This is a genomic window from Aeromicrobium sp. Sec7.5 (assembly GCF_036867135.1).
In the GTDB taxonomy this organism is placed as follows: Bacteria; Actinomycetota; Actinomycetes; order Propionibacteriales; family Nocardioidaceae; genus Aeromicrobium.
Genome location: NZ_JBAJIJ010000003.1, coordinates 69,895 through 91,708, shown reverse-complemented (window position 1 = coordinate 91,708; position 21,814 = coordinate 69,895). Strand labels below are relative to the sequence as shown.

Below are 21,814 nucleotides of genomic sequence, written 5' to 3'. Positions count from 1 at the left end.
CGAGAGCTGCAGGGGGGATCCGCTAGTCTCTGCTCCATGCTTGATCGTCGGTGGTGGCCCCTCCCGTAGAGGAGGACTGCTGTCGTACGCGCCCAGACCCCCCTCGCACCGGGGCTGGGCGTTCTTCACGTCCGGGCCCCGGGCGAATCCGTGAGGAAGCACCATGACCCGACTGCTGGACGAGCTCCTGGCCCAGCCGGCCTTCGCCCTGATCCGCTCGCGCGAGGCCGACACCGTGACGCTGATCGGCGGGCCGCGCCTCGACGTGGAGTCGCTCGCCGACGTCCCGGTCGTGGAGGGTGACTCCACCATTCCCCGCCCAGGGCCCGGGACCCCTGCCGGCCCCACCTGGGACCACCTCGTGCTCGTGCCGTTCGCGCAGGTGCGCGAGCGCGGTTACGAGGCGCGCCAGGACGGCACGCCCCTCAGCGTGATCCGTGCCGACCTGCAGGTCGAGATCAGCCTCGCCGAGCTGCTCGAGCAGCTGCCCGACGTGCCCGTCGAGTTCGCCGACCGCGGTGGGTTCGAGACGAGCGACGACGACTACGCGCAGGTCGTGCGGCAGATCATCGACGACGAGATCGGCCAGGGCGAGGGTGCCAACCTCGTCGTGGGCCGCCACTACCGCGCGCAGCTGGAGTCGTGGGGTCACGCCGAGGCGCTCACGGTGCTGCGCCGGCTGCTCGAGCGCGAGCGCGGCGCCTTCTGGACGTTCTGCATCTTCACGGGCGACCGCTACCTCGTGGGCGCGAGCCCCGAGCGGCACGTCAGCGTGGAGCACGGCGAGGTCCGCATGAACCCCATCAGCGGCACGTTCCGACTCCGGGGTCTCGAGACGCACACCGAGCGCAAGACCGCGCTGCTCGACTTCCTGCGCGACGAGAAGGAGATCTACGAGCTGTTCATGGTCGTCGACGAGGAGCTCAAGCAGATGTGCGACATCTGCCACGAGGGCGGCCTCGTGCTCGGGCCCTACCTCAAGCCCATGACGCACCTGGTGCACACCGAGTACCTCCTCTCGGGCCGTACCGACCGCGACGTGCGTGACGTGCTGCGCGACTCGATGTTCGCCGCCACGGTGACGGGCAGCCCCGTCGAGAACGCCTGCCGGCTGATCTCGCGCTACGAGCCCGGAGGACGCGGGTACTACGCCTCCGTCGCCGCGCTGATCGGCCGGGACGCCGACGGTGGCCAGCGGGCCGACGCGCCGATCCTGATCCGCACGGCTGACGTGAGCGTCGACGGCCGGCTCAAGGTCACGGCCGGGGCCACGCTCGTGCGCGACTCCGACCCCGCCTACGAGACCGCCGAGACGTGGGCCAAGGCCGGTGGCATCCTCAGCGCGTTCGGCCTGGTCGACGCCGCGCCGGCGGCGACCGAGGGCTACGACGCGTTCACCCGCGAGGACGACGTGCTCATCGCGCTGGGCGCCCGCAACCAGCGCCTGAGCCAGTTCTGGCTCACCGACCAGTCCGGCGCCGCACCCGAGGCGACGCTCCAGGGCAAGCGCGTCGTCGTGCTCGACGGCGAGGACGACTTCGTCAACATGCTGTCGCACGTGTTCGGCGTGCTCGGCATGACGACCGACGTCGTGCGCCACGACGCCTACGCCCCCGGCGCGCTCGACGGCTACGACCTCGTCGTGGTCGGCCCGGGCCCCGGCGACCCACGCGATGTCGACGACCCCAAGATCTCGGTGATCCACGGCGTCGTCGACGAGCTGCTCGCCACGGAGCGACCGTTCCTCGCGGTGTGCCTGGGCCACCAGGCACTCGCCCACCGGATCGGGCTCGACCTGGTGTTCAAGGACATCGTGTTCCAGGGGACGCAGAGCCGCCTGGAGGTCCTCGGGCGCCCCGAGACGGTGGGCTTCTACAACACGTTCGTGGCCCGGGTGCCCGATGCCGGTCTGCCGGCCGGCGTCACGGTCGAGCGCGACGAGCCGACCGGCGACATCCACCTGATCGCGGGCCCGCACTACCGCGGCGTGCAGTTCCACGCCGAGTCGGTGCTGACCCAGAACGGCTTCGGCATCCTGCGCGAGCTCGTGCTGGACCTCGTCGGCCGCTAGGCAGGGGTCGGCACGGTGCGGCGCGGTCGCCACCGGGTGATGCCGACGCCCGCGAGGCAGAGCGCGCCGCCGGCGAACGCCAGGGCCGCGGGAACCTCGCCGAGCAGGACCCACGAGATGCCCGTGGCCACGACCGGCACCAGGTAGGTCGTGGAGGCCACCTGCCCTGCGGTGAGTCGCCGCATCGCGTAGGCCCACGTGGTGAAGCCGATCGCGGTGGGGAACACCCCGAGGTAGACGAGCCAGACCAGGTCGGTCGTGCCGGCGTCGCCGACCTCCGACACGAGCTCGGGCCCGTACGGCAGGCAGACGACCGCACCGATGCTGCACGCCATCCAGACCGACATCCCTGGCGAGACCGTGGCGAGCGTGGGCTTCTGCGTGAGTGCGCCGACGGCGTAGAGCACCGCGGCGGCCAGGCACAGCAGCACCCCGGCCGCGCTGGCCGTCTCGACGCCGTCGCCGTTGCGGGTGCTGACGGCGATGAGGGCCACCCCGGCGAACGCGACGGCCATGCCGGCGAGCAGCGGCCTCGGGAACCCCTCCTTCAGCAACCAGCCCGCGAACAGGGCGATCAGGATGGGGCCGACGTTGACCACCAGGGCCGCGGTGCCCGCGTCGAGGTAGGTCTCGCCGGCGTTGAGCACGACGTTGTAGGCGCCGAACCACATGACGCCGTAGACCACGACCAGGCCGAGGGTGCGACCGTGCGGCAGCGGGAATCGCCACGGCCGGACCAGCGCGGTGAGCGCGACCGCTCCCACCAGGAGCCGGCCGAGGGCCAGGGGGCCGGGGTCGAACGTGTCGGTGACGGCGCGGATGCCGACGAACGCCGACGCCCACAGCACCACCGTGACCGCCAGGGCCCCGACGGAGAGGTCGCGTGCGGCGATGCCGGTGGAGGGGGAGGTGGTGGAGGGCGAGGGGGACGTCACGGGCTCACGCTAGTGAGGGGCACCGACACCCGACAGACGCAGGACGGCCCGATCTCGTCGAGATCGGGCCAGTCCGCGGTCCGCTCACGGTGCGAACGGGTGAGGGTCACTCCTCGGAGAGCTCGCCGCCGTCGGAGTCGAGCGTGACGTCGGCCGTCTCGGTCTTGCCGTCGCGCAGGTAGGTGATCTCCACGACGTCGCCCGGCTGGTGACCGCGCACCGACGCGACGAGCGCGCTCGAGCTCGCGACCGGGATGCCGTTGAGCGCCGTGATGATGTCGCCGGCCTGCAGGCCCGCGTCGTCACCGGCGCCGCCGTCCTCGACCTCACGGATCTCGGCGCCGATGCCGGTGAGCTCGTCCTCCTCCGTGGCGGGCGTGACGGTCACGCCGATGCGGGCGTGCTCGACCGTCTTGCCCTCGACGAGCTGCTGGGCCACGTTGCGCGCCAGGTCGACCGGGATCGCGAACCCGAGACCGATCGAGCCGGACGCGCTCGAGTTGGTGCGGATCGCGGAGTTGATGCCGATGACGTTGCCCGACATGTCGATCAGCGGGCCGCCGGAGTTGCCGGGGTTGATCGCGGCGTCGGTCTGGACGGCGGGGAACACCGTGGCGTTCTCGCCCGAGGCGTCGCTGGACTCGACCGGACGGTTGAGCGCGCTCACGATGCCCGTGGTGACGGTGCTCTCCAGCCCGAACGGCGAGCCGATCGCGATGACGTCCTGGCCGACACGCAGGTCGGCGGAGCTGCCCAGCGTGGCGGGCTTGAGACCCGAGACGCCGTCGGCCTTGATGACGGCCAGGTCGGTGACGGGGTCACGACCCAGGATCGTGGCCTCGGCGTTGGTGCCGTCGCTGAACGCGACCGTGATGGTGCCGTCCTCGGCCGCGGTCTCGACCACGTGGTTGTTGGTGAGGATCTCGCCGTCGGAGCTGAGCACGACCCCGGACCCGGAGCCGCCCTCGTCACCGCTGCGCACGTTGATCTGCACGACCGACGACATGACCTCGGCCGCGATCTTCTCGACGTCACCCTGCGGCGCCGGCTCGACGTCGGAGGCGGGGACGTCGAGGGCGGAGGTGCTGTCGGGCACCGTGGTGCCGTTGTCGTTGGTGCCCTGCAGGGCGGCGCCGCCGTAGCCCGCGCCGGCCGCGATCACCGCGACGAGCACACCGACGCCGACGGCCTTGCCGACGCGTCGTCCGCGTCCCGAGCCGCCGCTGCTGGCCGAGGACGAGTCCTCGTGCGGTGCGGGCGGGTTCGCCGGAGGAAGGTGCGAGCCGGAGTCCGACGGGGGCACGCCCTCGCTCCGGGTGTCGGTGGACAGGGCCGCGGGCACCACGGACCCGGCCGGCAGCACCGACGTCGTGGCCGGGGCTCCCGCGCTGGCGGGGTCGACCGGCGGTTCGCCGGAGCCGTCGTGCGGCGGCGGGGGCACGACGTTCGCGTCGATGCTCCGCGTCGGGACGCTGTCGGCGGCGCTCGCGTCGTGAACCCTCGGCGCGTCAGGGGTGGACGGCGAGGCGGTTTCGTGGTCGGTGGCGGGGCGCGGAGCGTCCTCGCCGAACGGATCGTGCGGTGCGTTCATGAGGACAGGATCTCCGGAATCACTGAGACGACTCTGAGGCGGACGTGTGAGAGGGCGAAAAGGTGCTGCCCGGCACCGACATGCGGAAGGTCGCTCCGCGTCCGGGTTGGGACTCCACCTCGACGGTACCGCCATGGCGTTCGGCGGCACGGCGAACGATCGACAGCCCGAGGCCGGACCCGGGCAGGGTGCGGGCCTCGCTCGAGCGGTAGAAGCGCTCGAAGACGTGCGGCAGGTCGGCCTCGGCGATGCCCGGCCCGTGGTCACGGACGGTGACGAGCCCCTCGGCGAGCGTCACCTCGACCGTGCCGTCGGGCGGGCTCCACTTGGCGGCGTTGTCGAGCAGGTTGGTGACGGCGCGCTCCAGGGCCCGCGGCTCGCCCTCGACCCACCACGCGGCCAGGTCGACGTCGAACGTGAGGGCCGGCGCCCGCAGCTGCACGCGGTCGACTGCGTGGGCGACGACGTCGGCGAGGTCCATCGGCTCGGGGTCGTGGTGGAGCGGCTCGTCGCGGGCGAGCTCGACGAGGTCGCCGATCAGGGTCGTGAGCTCCTCGACCTGGGCGCGGATGTCGGTCATGACCTCGACCGCCTGCTCGTCGCGCAGCGGCCGGCCGGCCTGGCTGGACTGGGTCAGGAGCTCGACGTTGGTGCGCAGGCTCGTGAGCGGGGTGCGCAGCTCGTGCCCGGCGTCGGCCACGAGCCGGCGCTGCTGCACCTGCGAGGCGTCGAGGGCCAGCAGCATCTGGTTGAAGGACGTCGTGAGGCGCGCCAGCTCGTCGCGTCCGACGACCTCGATCGGGTTGAGCTCCTGGGTGCGGGCGACGTGCTCGGCGGCGCGCGTGAGGCGACGGACCGGACGCAGGCCGTTGGTGGCGACGGCCCAGCCCGCGGCGCCCGCGACGGCCATGCCGGCGAGCGTCGTGATGACGAGGATCAGGCCGAGGCGGTCGAGCGTCTGCTGGATCGAGTCCATCGGCTGCACCATGATGAGCGCCGATCCCGGACCGGCGGGCACGGCCACGACGCGGTACGTCATCCCGCCCACGATCGCGGTCCGGGCCGAGGTCGGGACCCGACCGAGGGACACGGCCACCTCGGCGTCGCTCAGGTCGACCTCGGTGCTGTTGGTCAGGCTCGTCAACGACGCGCCGCCCTGGAGCGTGAAGATCTCGATGCCCGCAACGTCGAGCAGGTCGGCGTCGCGGGCATCGATCGAGCTGGGGGTGTACCCGGACGCGACGGCCTGCTCGGCCCGGTCACGGATCGAGGCGTCGAGGTTGCCCACGAGCTCGGCGCGCACCACGAGGTACACGCTCGCGCTGACGCTGCCGAGCGTCAGCGCCACCGCGAGGGTCGTGAGGGTGGCCACGCGCGCCGCGAGCGACACCCGCAGCGTCCACTGGTGGACGCGCTCGTGGACCGTCCCGACCAGCTCGCGACGACCCTGGTCGAGCGCCCTCATGATGGCCATCAGGGCGGGGTCTCCCGCAGCACGTAGCCCACGCCACGCACCGTGTGGAGCAGTCGCGTCTCACCCTCGGCCTCGAGCTTGCGCCGGACGTAGCCGACGTAGACCTCGAGGGAGTTGGCGGTCGTGGGGAAGTCGAAGCCCCACACCTCCTGCAGGATGAACGAGCGCTCCAGCACGCGCTTGGGCCGACGCAGGAACAGCTCGAGGAGCGTGAACTCGGTTCGGGTCAGCGACATCTCGCGGTCGCCGCGACGCACCTCGCGGGTCACGGGGTCGAGCGAGAGGTCGGCGAAGGCCAGGGGCTCCTCGTCCTCGGCCTCTGCCGAGTGACTCGCCCGCCGGAGCAGCGCGCGCAGTCGCGCCAGCAGCTCCTCCAGCGCGAACGGCTTGGTGAGGTAGTCGTCGGCGCCCGCGTCGAGGCCGTCGACGCGGTCGGTCACGGCGTCGCGCGCGGTGAGCACGATGATGGGGACGTCGTTGCCCGCGTTGCGCAGGGCGCGGGTCGTCTCGAGGCCGTCGAGCCGCGGCATCATGACGTCCATGACGATCGCGTCGGGCTGCACCTGGGGCGTGCGGGCCAGGGCGTCGACACCGTCGGTGGCGACCTCGACGGTGTAGCCGTTGAACTCCAGCGACCGCCGGATCGAGTCACGGACGGCGCGATCGTCGTCGACCACGAGTATGCGCATGGGCCCAGTCTGCCGGGTGGCCCTGAGGCACGCCTGAGATTCCGGGCAACTCCGTCGAAGGGTGAGCGACCGGACAGCCGGCTTCGCCGGGACACCTAGAGCAAGGAGCGGGCGGCGTCGGCGGCGCGGCTGCCGTAGCCGCCGCCGAACATCACGGCGTGCACCAGCAGCGGGTGCAGCTGGTGCAGCGCCAGGCGGTCCTCCCAGCCGTCGGCCAGCGGCGCGACCTCCTGGTACGCGTCGAGGATGCGCTGCAGGTGCGTGATGCCGAACAGCGCGAGCATCGCCAGGTCGGTCTCGCGGTGGCCGCCGTGCGCGGCGGGATCGATGATCCACGCCGTGTCGTCCTGGCCCCAGACGACGTTGCCCGACCACAGGTCGCCGTGGATGCGGGCGACGGGCTCGTCGTCGCCGGCGAGCGTGTGGATGCGCTTGACGACCTGCTCGATGTCGTCGGCCTCGGCGGGGGAGAGCGCGCCGCGCTGGAGGGCCGCGCGCACGTAGGGCATGACGCGGCGCGAGGCGTAGAACTCCGGCCAGCGGTCGAGCGGACGGTTCGGCAGCGGGGCCAGGCCGATGTAGCCGTCCTGCGGTGCCCCGAACGTGTCGGCGCCGGCAGCATGGGTGGCGGCCAGCGAGCGGCCGAGCGACTCGGCCGCCTCGGCGGTGGGCCGGCCGGGCTCGATCCAGTCCAGGACCAGGCAGTCGTCGTCGATCGCGAGCACGTCCGGCACGGCGGCTCCGCCGGCCTCGGCGAGCCAGCGCAGACCGCGCGCCTCGGCCGCGAAGAACCCCGCCGGCGCCTGGGGACGGGTCTTGATCACGGCTGATCGGCCGTTCGAGAGGCGCAGCCGGGTGGCGGTGCTGACGTCGCCGCCGGCGACCGGGGTGGTGGAGACGACGGCGACGCCGAGCAGCTGCTCGCCGCGTGCCGCGGTGCCCGTCATCCGTGCCATGGGCGAGACGTTACCGGGCTGGGTCGATCACCTCGGGTCGCGCAGGTGCTCGACGAGTGCGTCGCACGTGCGCTCGACCATCGCCAGCACGTGGGTGAAGCCCTCGCCGTCGCCGAACCAGGGGTCGGGCACCTCGAGGTCGTCGGGTCCGGCCTCCGGGTCGAAGGAGCGGAACATCCGCACCTTCTGCTGCTCCTCCACGGTCGGCGCGAGCTCGAGCACGTCGGCCTGGTTGCTGTGGTCCATCACGAGGATGAGGTCGTTCTCGGCGTAATCGTCGATCGAGAACCGCCGGGCCAGGTGGCGCGTCGGGTCGTAGCCGGCACCACTCAGGGTCGAGGCCGCCCGCTGGTCCATGGGCTCGCCCGTGTGCCACCCACCGGTGCCGGACGACGTGACCGTCACCCGGTCGGCCAGGCCGGCGGCGGCGAGCTTCTCCTCGAGCACGACGTGCGCCGTGGGGGATCGGCAGATGTTGCCCAGGCACACGAAGGTGACCCGGTACGGCTGGGCGTCGTCGGTCACGGGTCAGTCACCCTCGGGCAGGAACGCGCGCACGAACGCCTGTGAGATCGAGATGACGATCGAGGCGAGCACGGCCCACCAGAACCCGTCGATCAGGAAGTCGACCCCGAAGCCGTCGGTGATGCGTTCGACCAGCAGCAGCATCAGGGCGTTGATCACGAGCAGCGCGAGACCGAGCGTGAGGATGATGAACGGCAGCGACAGCAGCTTGATGGTCGGCGCGACGAACATGCTGACGATCGTGAAGATCAGGCCGACGACCAGCACCGCGAGGACCCGGTTGGTCATGGTCTCGTTCGGGTCGCCGATGTCCATGTGCTCGCCGAGGAGCCACGCCGAGAAGGCGAGCGCCACCGAGCTCGCGACCCAGGTGCTCAAGAAACGTTCCATGCGGGAAGCCTGTCATACGAGGGCGGCGGACAGTTGAGGCCTCGAAAGCGCCGGTACCTGAACGCCAGCCGTGGTGACAGACAAGCGGCCACGGACCAAGACGTGCGGGTCGGGCCTGCGCGCCTTCTCACCACTGGGCACGGCAGATCGTGACAGGGCACGGCACATGTCCCGTGCCCTGTCACGAGCTGCCGTGTTAACTCCGTAACTTGTCGGTCAGGGCGAGGGAGACCGTCGCGCCCTCCGCTGGGTCCGTGGCCGCTTGTCGCCCAGCGTCTGCCGGGCCGCTCTGACGGACGAGCGGCCTCAGACGAGGGCTGGGGGGAGGGTCTCGGGCTGCGCCCGGCGGGAGGTCTGGGCCAGGACGATGCCGCCCAGGACGAGCAGCACCCCGGCGACCTGGACCGGGGCGAGGCTCTCGGCGAACCACAGCCAGCCCACGACGACCGCACCGGCCGGCTCAAGCATCGCGACGACGCTGACGGTCGTGGCGGGGAGGTGGCGCAGCGCGAGCAGCAGGAGGAAGAACGGCGCCGTCGTGCCGAGCACGACGACGAAGGCCATCGCGACCCACGCGGGCACCGCGAGGTGGTCGAGCCGCCCCAGGAGCGAGGCCGACGTGCCGAGCTGGTCGGCGGTCCAGAACGGCTGGATCACGTTGATCGCGACCACGGCGACCACGAAGGCCCACAGGATGACCGCGAGTGGCGTCATGGCGCCGGTGTCGTGCTCACCCAGGAGGAAGTACGCCGCGAAGCAGAGGCCGGCCAGCAGCGCCGCGACCAGGCCGATCCCGTCGAAGGCGACGCCGGTCCAGATCCGGCCGACGAGGGCGAGGCCCACCAGCGCGAGCCCCAGTGCGGGCCACATCCGCGGCTGCACCGGTTCACGCCGCACGAATCGCACCCAGAGCACGACCCACACCGGCCCGAGATACTCGACGAGCAGGGCGATGCTGAGCGGCAGCCGGTCGATCGCGACGTTGTAGAACCCCTGAAGCCCGGCGACACCCACGAGCCCGAGCCCGATCACGAGCACGACCTGCCGCCCTCGCGGCACGCGGAACGCCGAGCGCTCCGTGAGGAGCGCGATCAGGGCCAGGACCGCGAGCGCCCCCGTGACCCGGACGGAGGTGAACGTCTCGATGTCGGTGCCGGACCGCAGCGGCACGCGGGAGACGCCGGCGTTGACGGCGAAGAGCGCGGCCGCACCGACCACGAGGACGTAGCCGAGGACGGGGCGCGGGGTCACGGTTCATTGTGCAGGTCCGGCTCCGACGCCCCCGGCCTCGTCCTACCCTCGAGGTCATGTCGACCCCTGTGCCCCGTCCCGCGATCGCCGCCGTCCCGCCCTACCGTCCCGGGCGCGCGGCGGTCAGTGACGACCTGAAGCTCTCGAGCAACGAGCTGCCGTTCGCCCCGCTCCCGGGCGTGCTCGCCACGGCGACCCAGATGCTCGGTCGGATGAACCGCTACCCGGACGCCGGGATCACCGCCCTCTACGACGTGCTGGCCACCGAGCTCGACGTCGAGCCGGACCAGCTGAGCGCCGGCACGGGCTCGGTCGACGTCCTGTACCGGACCGTCGCGGCGTTCGCCGGGCCCGGCGACGAGGTCGTCCTGCCGTGGCGCTCGTTCGAGGCGTACCCGCTGGCGATCGCCGTGACCGGCGCGACGGCGGTGCCCGTTCCGCTGCGCCGCGACGCGACCCACGACCTCGACGCCATGGCGGCCGCGATCACCGAGCGCACCAAGGTCGTGCTCGTCTGCACCCCGAACAACCCCACCGGGCCCGTGGTCACCGCGGCGGCGCTCGAGACCTTCCTGACCCAGGTGCCGTCGCACGTGCTCGTGGTCGTGGACGAGGCGTACGTCGAGTTCGTGCGCCACCCGGAGGCCGCCTCCGGGCTCGCCGCGATGCGGGCCCGCGACAACGTGCTGGTGCTGCGCACGTTCTCGAAGGCGCACGGGCTCGCCGGGCTCCGCATCGGCTACGGGGTCGGCAGTCGTGACGTCATCGAGGCCGTCCGCGTGGCGGTGCCCTTCGGCGTCTCCGACGTCGCGCAGGCCGCGGCGATCGCCTCGCTCGGCGAGCGCGACGCCATGCGGTCGCGCGTCGACGCCGTCGTGGCCGAGCGCGACCGCGTCGCGGCAGCCCTGCGGTCGGCGGGGTGGGAGGTGCCGGTGTCGGAGGCGAACTTCGTCTGGCTGCCCGTGGGCGAGCGGGCGATGGACGTCGCCGCGCGGTGCGAGCCGGTCTCGGTGCGCCCCTTCGCCGGCGAGGGCGTGCGCGTCACGATCGGTGACCCGGCGGCCAACGACCTCGTGGTCGAGGCCCTCGCGGGCGGGCTCTGACGCCGGCGGGGTCCGAGGTCCCGTGAGGACCGGAGGCGGGTTGCAACCGGGTGTCGGCCCTTGGCGGGCGACCGGCGATCCTCTACCGTGGTGGTGACTCAGGTCACACCGTCACGACCACACCCGGTCAACCGGCGGTGCACCACCGAATCCGTGCCCGACGACCTCGGGCCCGGCCGACGTCGGGAGATCCCATGCACCCGTCCCTGTCCACCACCGCCAGCCCCGCCGCAGCCGCGTTCGACGAGTCCGACCTCGTCCGCCTGCTGACCCCCGACGGCCGTCGGGTCGAGCACCCCGACGCCGCGTGGTCCGGCTCCGAGGACGATCTGCTCGCCCTGCACCGCGACATGGTCCTGACGCGGCGGATCGACACCGAGGGCTACGCCCTCCAGCGGCACGGTGAGCTGGGCCTCTGGCCACCGTCGCTGGGGCAGGAGGCCGTCCAGGTCGGCACGGCCCGCGCGCTGCGCCCGCACGACATGGCGTTCCCGACCTACCGCGACCACGGCGTGACCTGGGTCCGCGGCGTCCCGCCCGAGCGGCTGCTCGGGCTCTACCGCGGCTCCGAGCAGGGCGGCTGGGACCCCGCCGAGCACGGCGTCGCCCTGCCCGCGATCATCATCGGCGCGCAGACGCTGCACGCCGCCGGGTATGCGATGGGCGTGCTGATGGACGAGGCCGTCGGGCACGACGACGCCGCGAAGGACGCCGCCGTCGCGGTGTACCTCGGCGACGGCGCGACCAGCCAGGGCGACACGCTCGAGGCGCTCTCCTGGGCCGCCTCGTTCACGCTGCCGGTCGTCTTCGTGATCGAGAACAACCAGTACGCCATCTCGACCCCGACGAATCGTCCCGGCGGCGTGCCGCTCGTGCGTCGCGCCGACGGGTTCGGCATCCCCGGGGTCAGGGTCGACGGCAACGACGTGCTCGCCTGCCGGGCCGTCATGGAGACCGCGCTGCAGCGGGCGCGCGACGGCCGCGGCCCCACCCTGATCGAGGCGGTCACGTTCCGCCGGGGGGCGCACACGACCTCCGACGACCCGACCCGGTACCGCGAGTCCGCGGAGGAGGAGTACTGGGAGGCCCGCGACCCGATCGCCCGGGTGCGCGCCCTGCTCGACGCCACCGGCTCCCACGCGGAGGCCCTGGCCGCCCTCGACGCCGAGGCCGATGCGCTCGGCGAGCACCTGCGGGCCGCCTGCCGGGCCGTGCCGGACCCGGACCTCGCCGACTTGTTCGACCGGATGTACGTCGAGTCCACGCCCGAGCTCCAGGAGCAGCGCGAGGCCGTGCTGGCCTGGCGGGCCCTCGGCGACGAGGAGGCCGCCCGATGACGAGGATGAGCATCGCGGCGGCCCTCAACGCGGGGCTGCGCAAGGCGCTGGAGGCCGACCGCCACGTCATGCTGATGGGCGAGGACATCGGCCGCCTCGGCGGCGTCTTCCGCGTCACCGACGGGCTGCAGAAGGACTTCGGTCCGGCGCGCGTCATCGACACCCCGCTGGCGGAGTCGGCCATCGTGGGCACGGCCGTGGGCCTCGCGATGCGCGGCTACCGGCCGGTCGTCGAGATCCAGTTCGACGGCTTCGTCTACCCCGCGTACGACCAGATCGTGAACCAGGTGGCCCGCCTGCACTCCCGCTCGGGCGGCACCCAGCGGATGCCGATCGTCATCCGCATCCCGTACGGCGGCGGCATCGGTGCGATCGAGCACCACTCGGAGAGTCCGGAGGCCCAGTTCGTCATGACGCCGGGCCTCAAGGTGCTCGCCCCGTCCAGCCCGCACGACGCGTACTGGATGGTGCAGCAGGCCGTCGCGAGCGACGACCCGATCGTGCTGATGGAGCCCAAGCGCCGGTACTGGGAGACCGGGGAGGTCGGGGACGACCCCGACCCGCTGTGGTCCTCGCAGGTGCGTCGCCCCGGGGGTGACGCCACGCTCGTCACGTACGGGCCGATGGTCGCCACCTGTCTGGCGGCGGCCGAGGCGGCGGCCGCCGAGGACCGCGAGATCGAGGTCGTCGACCTCCGGACGCTCTCCCCCCTCGACCTGGCCCCCGTCGTCGCCTCGGTGCGCCGGACGGGTCGGGTCGTCGTGGTGCACGAGGCGCAGCGCACGCTGGGCCTCGGCGCCGAGGTCGCGGCGCGGATCACGGAGCAGTGCTTCTTCCACCTCGAGGCGCCGGTCGGCCGCGTCACGGGCTACGACATCCACTACCCGCCGAGCCGCGCCGAGGAGCACTTCCTGCCCGACGTCGACCGCATCCTCGATGCCGTCGACGCCACGTTCGACGCCGCCGGCGCCGAGCTCGCCTCCTCCGAGCGCCCGGGAGGGATCGCCTGATGCCCGCCTTCCGCCTGCCGGACGTCGGCGAGGGCCTGACCGAGGCCGAGGTCGTCACGTGGCACGTGTCGCCCGGCGACGTCGTCGCGGTCAACGACGTGCTGGTCGACATCGAGACCGCCAAGTCGGTCGTGGAGCTGCCCAGCCCGTTCGCGGGGGTCGTGGGTGACCTGCTCGTCGAGGAGGGGCGCACGGTCCCCGTCGGCACGCCCATCGTGGTGATCGGGGAGGCGGCCGGCTCCGGTCCGGACGAGGGCGCTGCCGGCTCCGACTCCGCAGCTGCCGCTGCGCCGGAGCACGGGATGCTCGTCGGCTACGGACCCAAGGGCGAGGCGGGCCGTCGTCGACGCCGTCGCTCGCCGGCGGCCGGCGGTGGAGCGGCCAGCGTGGTCGCCGAGCCGCCCGCGGTCGACCGGCCCCGTGCCGCGCCGCCGGTGCGCCTGCTCGCTCGCCGTCTCGGCGTCGACCTCGCGCACGTGCCGAGCAACGGCGTCGTGACCAGGCGCGACCTGGAGGCCTACGCCGGTGCTCGTCCCGACGCATCGCCTGCTCCCGCCGCCCCTCCGGCGCCCGCCGGTGGGGCCGACCGGGAGGTGCCGCACTCCGCGGTGCGGCGGGTCACGGCCCAGGCCATGGTCGAGTCGGCCTTCACGGCCCCGCACGTCACCGAGTGGGTCGAGGTCGACGTCTCACGCACCGTGGAGCTCGTCGACCGGCTGCGCGCCGACCGGGCCTGGCGTGACGTGCCGGTCTCGTCGCTGCACCTCGTGCTGCGCGCAGTGTGCCTGGCCCTGCGGAGCACCCCCGAGCTGCACGCCCGGTGGGGCGACGAGGCGCTCACGATTCCCGCGCACGTGGGCCTGGGCGTGGCGGCGGCCACCGACCGGGGCCTCGTCGTGCCGGTCGTCCCCGACGCCGACACCCTCGGCCTCCGCGAGCTCGTGGCCCAGGTCGCCGAGCTCGTGGGGGTCGCCCGCAGTGGGCGGCTGCAGCCGGCGCAGATGGCGGGCGGCACGTTCACCGTCACCAACATCGGGGTGTTCGGCATCGATGCCGGAACGCCGATCCTGCCGCCGGGGCAGACCGGGATCCTCGCGGTCGGCGCCATCACCCGCAAGCCCTGGGTCGACGCCGACGACCAGGTCGTGCCGCGCTGGGTCACGACGCTCGCGCTGAGCTTCGACCACCGGGCCGTCGACGGCGAGCAGGGATCGCGGTTCCTGCGTGACGTCGCCGACCTCCTCCACGACCCGGCCCTGGCGCTGACCGTCTGACCCGCTGCTCCCTACGATGGGCGGGTGACGCGGACGCGGGATCGCCAGGGGTCCGCGCTCCTCATCTGGGGCGTGGCGCTCGCGGCCTACCTGCTCGCGGTCTTCCACCGCTCGTCGCTCGCGGTCGCGGGCCTCGAGGCGGCCGACCGGTTCGGCATCTCGGCCGCGCAGCTCGCCACCTTCACGACGCTGCAGCTCCTGGTCTACGCGGGCCTGCAGGTGCCCGTCGGGCTCGCGCTGGACCGGTACGGACCACGTCTGCTGCTGGTCTCGGGCGCCGTCGTCATGACGGTCGGGCAGGTCTGCTTCGCGTTCGTGGAGTCCTATCCGCTCGCCGTCGCGGCCCGCGTCCTGGTCGGCATCGGTGACGCGCTGACCTTCACGTGCGTCCTGCGGCTCGTCGCGACCTGGTTCCCGACGCGGCGGGTCCCGCTCATGACGCAGCTGACCGGGGCGACCGGCCAGGTGGGCTCGATCGTCGCGGCCCTGCCGATGACGTGGGCGTTCAGCCACTGGGGCTGGACCAACGCCTACCTCGCGGCCGCCGGGGTGGGCCTGGTCGTGACGCTCCTGGTGGTCGTCGTGGTGCGCGATGCGCCCGGGCAGTGGCGCCGCCCGGGATCGGCGATCTCGGTGGCGTTCGTGCGCCGGAGCCTGAGTGCGTCGTGGCGCCATCCCGGCACCCGCCTCGGCTTCTGGACGCACTTCACGACGCAGTTCAGTGCCACGACGCTCGCCCTGCTGTGGGGCTACCCGTTCTTCGTGCGGGGGGAAGGCCGATCGTCACACGAGGCCGGGCTGCTGCTGACGGTGCTCGTCGTCGCCCTGGTCGTGGCCGGCCCGGTGCTGGCCGCGGTCACGACCCGTCACCCGTTCCATCGGTCCGACCTGGTGATGGGCATCGTCCTGGCGATGGTGGCGGTGTGGACGGCGGTGCTGGTCTGGCCCGGCGAGGCCCCCACCTGGCTGCTGGTGCTGCTCGTGGTGATCGTGGGCATCGGTGCGCCGGCGTCGATCATCGGGTTCGAGTTCGGCCGCGAGTTCAATCCCGACGCCCGGCTCGGCACGGCGATCGGCATCATCAACCAGGGCGGCTTCATCGCGAGCCTGCTCCTGGTCGTGGCGATCGGACTGGTGCTCGACTGGCGCACCCCACCCGGTTCCGACTACACGCCGGAGGCGTTCCGCTGGGCGATGTCGGCCCAGTACGTCTTGTGGGGCGTGGGCCTGGCGAACATCTTCCGGTCGCGGCGCCGCACCCGACAGCACGTCGCCGCGGCCCCCGAGACGGGAACCGCGGCGACGTAGGAGCTGGATGCGTCAGCTGGGACGCAGCATCATGAGGTTGACCTTGCCCTCGTGCTCGAGGCGGCCCACCTCGCGGTACCCGCGGGTCTCGTGGAACGCGATCGAGCCGTCGTTGGTCTCGTAGATCTCCAGGCCGATCGGCAGGTTGCCCTCGATCGCCTCGTTGAGACGCGAGGCCACGCCCTGGCGGCGGTGCGTGGAGGCCACGACGATGCGGTCGAGGTAGACGTACTCCTCGAGCCGGTCCTCGAACCAGCGGTAGCGGCTGGAGTCGTAGTCGACACCCTTCGGCAGGGTGATGACGAAGCCGCCGATCGCGCCGTCGTCGTCGAGGACGAGGGCGTCGTCGGCCATGGCGACCAGGTCGGCGAGGGAGTCGCGGTCCAGCGGACCGACACCCTCGAGAGCGCCCTGGTTGATCTCGACGACGGCGTCGAAGTCAGCCGCCTCCATGGGGCGCACGTACGAACCGCTCGCATCGGGGAGCGTGGGCTCCAGCGTGGGGGTGGACGTGGTGTTCATGTTCGTGTCTTGGCTCATTGACCCCTACATTATGTCAACTCGCCGCCAATTGCACCTCGGGGGTTTCAGTCACCGGCCACGGGGAACGGGGTTCCGGTCGCCCGCTCGGAGGCTTCCCAGAGGAGTCGGGCGAGCTCGGGGTCGCGCGCGGTGCGGGTCATGGAGGCGGTGCCGGGGCGGCCTCGCATGCCGCGAAAGCCCCGGGGTCCCAGGTATTCTCCGCCGGTCAGCGCGGGATCGGTCGCCGCCTGCAGCACCGGTAGGGAGCCGGCTCGCGCCGACTGCGCGACGAGGTGGGTGCCGTGGTGCATCAGGAAGCCGATGGGTCCGCCGCCGCCCACGCCGAAGCCGGTCTTGGTGAGCTCGGTCGAGGCCACGCCCGGGTGGGCGGCGACGCTCACGACGCCCAGGCCAGCGGCCGACGCGCGTCGGTCCAGCTCCTGCGAGAACACCAGGTTGGCGAGCTTCGACTCGCCGTACGACTGCCACCGCTTGTAGCGGCGGGGAGAGCCCTCGGTCGTGAGCGAGCGCAGGTCGATGCCGTTGACCATGGTGTGGGCGACCGAGGAGACCGCCACGACCCGGGCGGACGAGTCGCGCAGCAGCGGCCAGAGGTGGGCGTTCCACGCGAAGTGGCCCAGGTGGTTGGTCGCGATCTGCAGCTCGAAGCCGTCGACCGTCTCGCGGAACGGCGGGATCATGATGCCGGCGTTGTTGATCGCCAGGTCGATCCGGTCCCAGCGCTCCAGGACCTCGTCGGCGGCACGGCGCACGTCGGCGAGGTCGGCGAGGTCGAGCGAGACGACCTCGATGTCGGCGTCGGGCGTCTCGGCGCGGACCGTGGCGACCGTGGCCTCGGCCTTCGCGGCGTCGCGCGCCGTGACGACGAGCGAGGCGCCGTGGCGGGCCAGCTCGCGGGCCAGCTGGGTGCCGAGCCCGCCGGTCACCCCCGTGATGAGAGCGCGCCGGCCGGTCAGGTCACCGATGTCGTCGGTCGTCCAGGTCATGGGCCCGAGGCTAGCGGTCGACCGTCGGTACGGCCGGGGGACGGGGGCGACGAGCGCGGGCCCTACTCCTCGGCCTGGTGCGCGCGGCGCCGATGCCAGAACACCAGGCCGGCCAGGACGAACGCGGCCCCGAGGGCGAGCGTGCCGATCGTCGCTCCACGGTCGGCGCTCTCGAACCCGTCGACCACGGCGAAGCCGTACAGGGCGGTGTCGACCTGGCCGTCGCTGGGCAGGCACGAGACGGTGACACCGTCCTTGCCCTCGGGCCGCAGGGCGAGCAGGTGCCAGTCGGTGCCCCGCTGCTCGACCACGATGTCGAGCGCGGCCGCCTTGACCTCGTCGCCCGCGGCCTCGGGCTGGTCGGCCGGACGCGTCGTGCAGGTGATCTCGCGGCCTTCCTGCGGCTGGTCGGTGAAGATCGCGAGCGTGCGGCCCGCGGCGTCGACCGGTGCGGTGGCCGGCGAGATCGTGGCCGACCGCACGCCGTCCCACGCACCGGCGGCGATCGCCGTGCCGGTGATCGAGCCGCCGAGGGCGATCGCGACGGCGGCGAGGTACCAGAGGGGGCTCGTGAGACGCACCCCGTCATTCTCCCAGACGCGGCTCAGAAGGTCAGGGTCATGTTCGCCAGCACCCGCGCGGCGAGGTCGCCGTCGCCGGCGTAGCGGACCTCGACCTGGTCGGGCGTGCGGCGACCCGCGGCCAGCACGGTGAAGGTCTCGGAGGTCATGTCGAGCGTGACGTCCGCCGACGTCCCCGGCTTGGCGCGACGGGCTCGGCCGTCCTCGCCGACCTCCAGCTCGAGGGTGAGCTGCACGTCGCCCTCGACGAGCCAGCGCACCACGCTGCCCGGCTCGGCGCGGACCTTCTTGCCCAGCACGAAGCCCATCCCGGCGGCGAACGTGTGCGTCGTGACCTGCGCGCCCAGGGAGTCGAGGGAACCGGGACGTCCGACCGCGCGCCGGATGTCCTGCTCGTGGACCCAGACGTCGACCGCGCGGTTGCGCAGCAGCGTCTCCCACGTCCAGGGGACCCCGGAGGGGGTGACGGGTGCCATGTCGGCCAGGTCCAGGCGGGTCGTGGTGAGCGCGGCGTGGCGGCTCGCGACGTCGCGCTCGAAGCCGGCCAGGAGCTCGGCCGTGGGGACGTCGCGGCGCACGGCGACGCCGGCGTTGGTGTAGTCGGCCGCCACGATCGCGACCCCGGTGGGTTCCTCGGGGTCGCCGCTGCCGACCTGCTCGAGGTGCGCCAGGTGGGCCACGACGTCGTGGACGTCCCAGCCGGGCAGGTCGGTCGGCGTGGTGAGCTGCTCCTCGTCCAGGCCCCTGACGAGCTCGATGATCGCGTCCGAGGTCTGCTTCCACGCGGTGACGTACATCTCCTGGCTGTCCATGGGCCCACTCTGCACCACCCCCGCCCGCCGGGTGAGGACGGTGCTGACGCCCAGCACCAACTCGTGCTGACGCCCAGCACCATCTCGTGCCGACGCACAGGGGCCCGCCGGATCGCTCCGGCGGGCCCCTGGGTCGAGCAGGCAGGTCAGGCGTGCGTCAGAACGCGGCCTCGTCGAGGTCCATGACGGAGTCGTCGATGCTCTCGGCGATCGCGCGCTCGGCGGCGAGCTTCGGCAGGGTGTTCTTCGCGAAGAACGACGCCGCCGCGATCTTGCCCTCGTAGAACGACTTGTCGGAGCCCGAGGCGCCGGCGTCGAGCTGGGCCAGCGCCACCTCGGCGCCGCGCAGCAGCAGCCAGGCCACGGTCAGGTCGCCCAGCACGTACACCAGGCGCGTCGTGTTGAGACCGACCTTGTAGATGTTGGTGATGTCGCCCTTCTCGTCGGCCGGGTTCGAGGCCATCAGGTCGGTGAAGATCGCGCCCAGGATCGCCTCGGTGTCGGCCAGGCCCTGGGCCAGGAGGTCGCGCTCGACCTTCAGGCGACCGTTGCCGGCCTCGTCGGCGATGAACTGCTTGATCTCGTTCGAGAGGAAGCCGATCGCGCGGCCCTTGTCCCTGACGATCTTGCGGAAGAACAGGTCCTGGCCCTGGATCGCGGTCGTGCCCTCGTAGAGCGTGTCGATCTTGGCGTCGCGGACGTACTGCTCGATCGGGTAGTCCTGCAGGAAGCCCGAGCCGCCGAACGTCTGCAGCGACTCCGTGCCCAGCAGCACCCAGGAGCGCTCGGAGCCGTAGCCCTTGACGATGGGGAGCAGCAGGTCGTTGATGCCCTCCTCGACGGAGGCGTCCTCGCCCGCGGCCTCCTTGATCTGGATCGCGTCCTGCCACGTGGAGGTGTAGACCACGAGCGAGCGCAGCCCCTCGGCGAACGCCTTCTGGGTCAGCAGCGAGCGACGCACGTCGGGGTGGTTCGTGATCGTGACGCGCGGTGCGGTCTTGTCGCCGGCCTGGGTCAGGTCGGCGCCCTGGACGCGCTCCTTGGCGTACTCCAGCGCGTTGAGGTAGCCGGTCGACAGCGTGGCGATGGCCTTGGCGCCGACGAACATGCGGGCGTTCTCGATGACCCGGAACATCTGGTTGATGCCGTCGTGCACCTCGCCGAGCAGCCAGCCGCGCGCGGCCTGGCCCTCACCGGTGGAGGCATCGCCGAAGGTGACCTCGCAGGTCGTGGAGACCTTGATGCCCATCTTCTTCTCGACGTTGGTGACGTAGGCGCCGTTGCGCTCGCCCGTCAGCTCACCGGTCTCGAGGTCGAAGTGCTGCTTCGGGACCAGGAACAGGCTCAGGCCCTTGGTGCCGGGGCCGCCGAGGCCCTCGACGCCCTGGGGGCGGGCCAGCACGAGGTGCATGATGTTCTCGGACATGTCGTGCTCGCCCGAGGTGATGAAGCGCTTGACGCCCTCGATGTTCCAGGTGCCGTCCTCGTTCGGGAAGGCCTTGGTGCGGCCGGCGCCGACGTCGGAGCCCGCGTCGGGCTCGGTCAGCACCATCGTGGCGCCCCACTGGCGATCGACCATGTGCTGGGCGATCGTCTTGTCGCGGTCGATGCCGTTCTCGAAGACGATCCGCGCGAAGGCCGGACCGCAGGCGAACATCCAGATGGGCGGGTTGGCGCCCAGGACGAACTCGGCCGACGACCACACGAGCGAGCTGGGGGCGGTCTGGCCCCCGAGCTCGGCGGGGACCTGCAGGCGCCACCACTCGGCGTCCATCCAGGCCTGGTAGCTCGCGGTGAACTCCTGGGGCATGGTGACGGAGTGGGTCGCCGGGTCGTACACCGGCGGGTTGCGGTCGGCGGCGTCGAAGGACGCGGCGAGCTCGTCGCGCGAGATGCGCTCGATCTCGGCGATGACGCTCTTGGCGGTGTCGAGGTCGAAGTCCTCGAACAGGCCCTGGCCGTAGACGTCGCCTCGGCCGAACAGCTCGAACAGGTTGAACTCGATGTCGCGCAGGTTGCTCTTGTAGTGGCTCATGGGCCGATCCATCCCTCGGGGGTGTCGGGGTGCTGCTTGACGGGTCCGGGCAGGTGTCCTGTCCCGGCTACCCCATAGTAGTACTCAGAAGTAACATGCGGGAGTCCTGGGCACATGTTCCCTGACACGTCCTCCTTCCGGCACCCGGTTGGCTACGGTGGGAGCGTCATGTCGGGGGCCTGGGAAGGATGCATCGTGAGGACGAGTCGCAACATGCTGGCGGCCGGGACGGCATTCCTGGCTCTCACGCTGCTCGCGGCGTGCGGCGACGACCCGGAACCCGATCCCGAGCCGGAGCCCACCTCCGCGGAGACCGAGGACGCCGACGCGGCCCCCAGCGGTCAGGAGCTCCGCTCGGCGCTGCTGCGCATCGATGACATCCCCGCCGAGCTCGGCACCGACTTCGAGAGCGCGCGGCAGGCGGAGACGACCGGCGGCGACGCGGTCACCGACGGCGCCCAGGAGTGCATCGACTACCTCGACAGCGACTACGGCGGCGACGAGTCGGACCGATACGACTTCGAGTTTCGCGACGACGTCGTCGTCTCGGCCGTCTACACCTCGATCAAGTACTTCGAGGGCGGCGACGGCGACGAGGAGCTGCCGGCGATCCGCGACATCTTCGAGGTCTGCGACCGGTTCGAGGTGACGCCCGGCGAGCAGCCGATCGAGGTCACGGCCGAGCTCGTCGAGTTCGCCGACCTGCCGGGCTTCGAGGACCTCGGCGACGACGGCCTGCGGCTGCAGTTCACGCTGTCCGAGAACGGCACCCCGACGCGCGCGATGTACTACCACTTCATCGAGATCGACGGGATCGTCGCGCAGGCGGGCGGCCAGATCGCGGCCGGGGACGACCCGAGCCCGTTCCTCGAGGTCGCCACGGTCGCGGAGGAGAAGCTGCAGGACCTCGTCGACGAGATCGGCTGAGGCCGTTCCCGGGTCC

General features: G+C 72.2%; 20 protein-coding genes. 7 read left to right on the top strand and 13 right to left on the bottom strand.

The window, feature by feature from the left end:
- Positions 1 to 163: 163 nt before the first annotated feature.
- Positions 164 to 2,071, top strand: a complete 1,908-nt coding sequence (locus V6S66_RS16700; RefSeq protein ID WP_334207927.1) for an anthranilate synthase family protein — start codon at positions 164 to 166, stop codon at positions 2,069 to 2,071.
- Here V6S66_RS16700 and V6S66_RS16695 read toward each other — a convergent pair.
- The 8 genes from V6S66_RS16695 to V6S66_RS16660 all read right to left on the bottom strand — a co-directional run bounded on the left by V6S66_RS16695 (position 2,068) and on the right by V6S66_RS16660 (position 9,882).
- Positions 2,068 to 3,006, bottom strand: a complete 939-nt coding sequence (locus tag V6S66_RS16695) for a DMT family transporter (RefSeq protein ID WP_334207926.1) — start codon at positions 3,004 to 3,006, stop codon at positions 2,068 to 2,070. The genes V6S66_RS16700 and V6S66_RS16695 overlap by 4 nt on opposite strands.
- Before the next feature lie 106 nt (positions 3,007 to 3,112).
- Entirely contained in the window at positions 3,113 to 4,597 is a 1,485-nt protein-coding gene (locus tag V6S66_RS16690; RefSeq protein ID WP_334207925.1) for a S1C family serine protease, read from the bottom strand.
- Between the two features lie 19 nt (positions 4,598 to 4,616).
- Positions 4,617 to 6,062 carry a sensor histidine kinase gene (locus tag V6S66_RS16685; RefSeq protein ID WP_334207924.1) on the bottom strand — a complete coding sequence of 482 codons (1,446 nt, stop codon included), beginning with the start codon at positions 6,060 to 6,062 and terminating at the stop codon, positions 4,617 to 4,619.
- Between the two features lie 8 nt (positions 6,063 to 6,070).
- Positions 6,071 to 6,760, bottom strand: a complete 690-nt coding sequence (locus V6S66_RS16680; protein ID WP_334207923.1) for a response regulator transcription factor — start codon at positions 6,758 to 6,760, stop codon at positions 6,071 to 6,073.
- Positions 6,761 to 6,855: 95 nt separating this feature from the next.
- Complete coding sequence (locus tag V6S66_RS16675) at positions 6,856 to 7,716, bottom strand: fructosamine kinase family protein (RefSeq protein ID WP_334207922.1); 861 nt, start codon at positions 7,714 to 7,716, stop codon at positions 6,856 to 6,858.
- 27 nt (positions 7,717 to 7,743) lie between these two features.
- Entirely contained in the window at positions 7,744 to 8,241 is a 498-nt protein-coding gene (locus tag V6S66_RS16670) for a low molecular weight protein-tyrosine-phosphatase (protein WP_334207921.1), read from the bottom strand.
- 3 nt (positions 8,242 to 8,244) lie between these two features.
- Complete coding sequence (locus V6S66_RS16665) at positions 8,245 to 8,631, bottom strand: phage holin family protein (RefSeq protein ID WP_334207920.1); 387 nt, start codon at positions 8,629 to 8,631, stop codon at positions 8,245 to 8,247.
- A 306-nt stretch (positions 8,632 to 8,937) separates the two neighbouring features.
- Entirely contained in the window at positions 8,938 to 9,882 is a 945-nt protein-coding gene (locus tag V6S66_RS16660) for an EamA family transporter (RefSeq protein WP_334207919.1), read from the bottom strand.
- Positions 9,883 to 9,938: 56 nt separating this feature from the next.
- On the opposite strand from V6S66_RS16660, the gene V6S66_RS16655 reads away from it, so the two are divergent.
- From V6S66_RS16655 to V6S66_RS16635, 5 genes are all read left to right on the top strand, one after another.
- Positions 9,939 to 10,985, top strand: coding sequence for a histidinol-phosphate transaminase (locus V6S66_RS16655; protein WP_334207918.1), 1,047 nt, complete (start codon positions 9,939 to 9,941; stop codon positions 10,983 to 10,985).
- A 194-nt stretch (positions 10,986 to 11,179) separates the two neighbouring features.
- Positions 11,180 to 12,322 carry a thiamine pyrophosphate-dependent enzyme gene (locus V6S66_RS16650; protein ID WP_334207917.1) on the top strand — a complete coding sequence of 381 codons (1,143 nt, stop codon included), beginning with the start codon at positions 11,180 to 11,182 and terminating at the stop codon, positions 12,320 to 12,322.
- Positions 12,319 to 13,332: an alpha-ketoacid dehydrogenase subunit beta gene (locus V6S66_RS16645; protein ID WP_334207916.1), complete on the top strand. Its 1,014-nt coding sequence runs from the start codon at positions 12,319 to 12,321 to the stop codon at positions 13,330 to 13,332. The genes V6S66_RS16650 and V6S66_RS16645 overlap by 4 nt, the downstream gene beginning before the upstream one ends.
- A complete protein-coding gene (locus V6S66_RS16640) occupies positions 13,332 to 14,606 on the top strand; it encodes a dihydrolipoamide acetyltransferase family protein (protein ID WP_334207915.1) in 1,275 nt (424 codons plus the stop codon). The genes V6S66_RS16645 and V6S66_RS16640 overlap by 1 nt, the downstream gene beginning before the upstream one ends.
- Positions 14,607 to 14,630: 24 nt before the next feature.
- Positions 14,631 to 15,914: an MFS transporter gene (locus V6S66_RS16635; protein WP_334207914.1), complete on the top strand. Its 1,284-nt coding sequence runs from the start codon at positions 14,631 to 14,633 to the stop codon at positions 15,912 to 15,914.
- Between the two features lie 12 nt (positions 15,915 to 15,926).
- On the opposite strand, the gene V6S66_RS16630 is transcribed toward V6S66_RS16635, so the two are convergent.
- The 5 genes from V6S66_RS16630 to V6S66_RS16610 form a co-directional block, all read right to left on the bottom strand.
- Positions 15,927 to 16,436 (bottom strand): GNAT family N-acetyltransferase, encoded by a 510-nt coding sequence (locus V6S66_RS16630; protein WP_334207913.1) that lies wholly within the window; start codon positions 16,434 to 16,436, stop codon positions 15,927 to 15,929.
- 65 nt (positions 16,437 to 16,501) lie between these two features.
- Positions 16,502 to 17,443 (bottom strand): oxidoreductase, encoded by a 942-nt coding sequence (locus tag V6S66_RS16625; protein WP_334207912.1) that lies wholly within the window; start codon positions 17,441 to 17,443, stop codon positions 16,502 to 16,504.
- Between the two features lie 62 nt (positions 17,444 to 17,505).
- The gene (locus V6S66_RS16620) at positions 17,506 to 18,024 is read right to left on the bottom strand and encodes a hypothetical protein (RefSeq protein WP_334207911.1); all 519 of its coding nucleotides are present in this window, start codon (positions 18,022 to 18,024) and stop codon (positions 17,506 to 17,508) included.
- A 23-nt stretch (positions 18,025 to 18,047) separates the two neighbouring features.
- Positions 18,048 to 18,836: a maleylpyruvate isomerase family mycothiol-dependent enzyme gene (locus V6S66_RS16615; RefSeq protein WP_334207910.1), complete on the bottom strand. Its 789-nt coding sequence runs from the start codon at positions 18,834 to 18,836 to the stop codon at positions 18,048 to 18,050.
- A 157-nt stretch (positions 18,837 to 18,993) separates the two neighbouring features.
- Positions 18,994 to 20,871 (bottom strand): acyl-CoA dehydrogenase, encoded by a 1,878-nt coding sequence (locus V6S66_RS16610; RefSeq protein WP_334207909.1) that lies wholly within the window; start codon positions 20,869 to 20,871, stop codon positions 18,994 to 18,996.
- Positions 20,872 to 21,066: 195 nt separating this feature from the next.
- Between V6S66_RS16610 and V6S66_RS16605 the strand changes: the two genes are divergently transcribed.
- The gene (locus tag V6S66_RS16605; protein WP_334207908.1) at positions 21,067 to 21,798 is read left to right on the top strand and encodes a hypothetical protein; all 732 of its coding nucleotides are present in this window, start codon (positions 21,067 to 21,069) and stop codon (positions 21,796 to 21,798) included.
- Positions 21,799 to 21,814 lie beyond the last annotated feature (16 nt).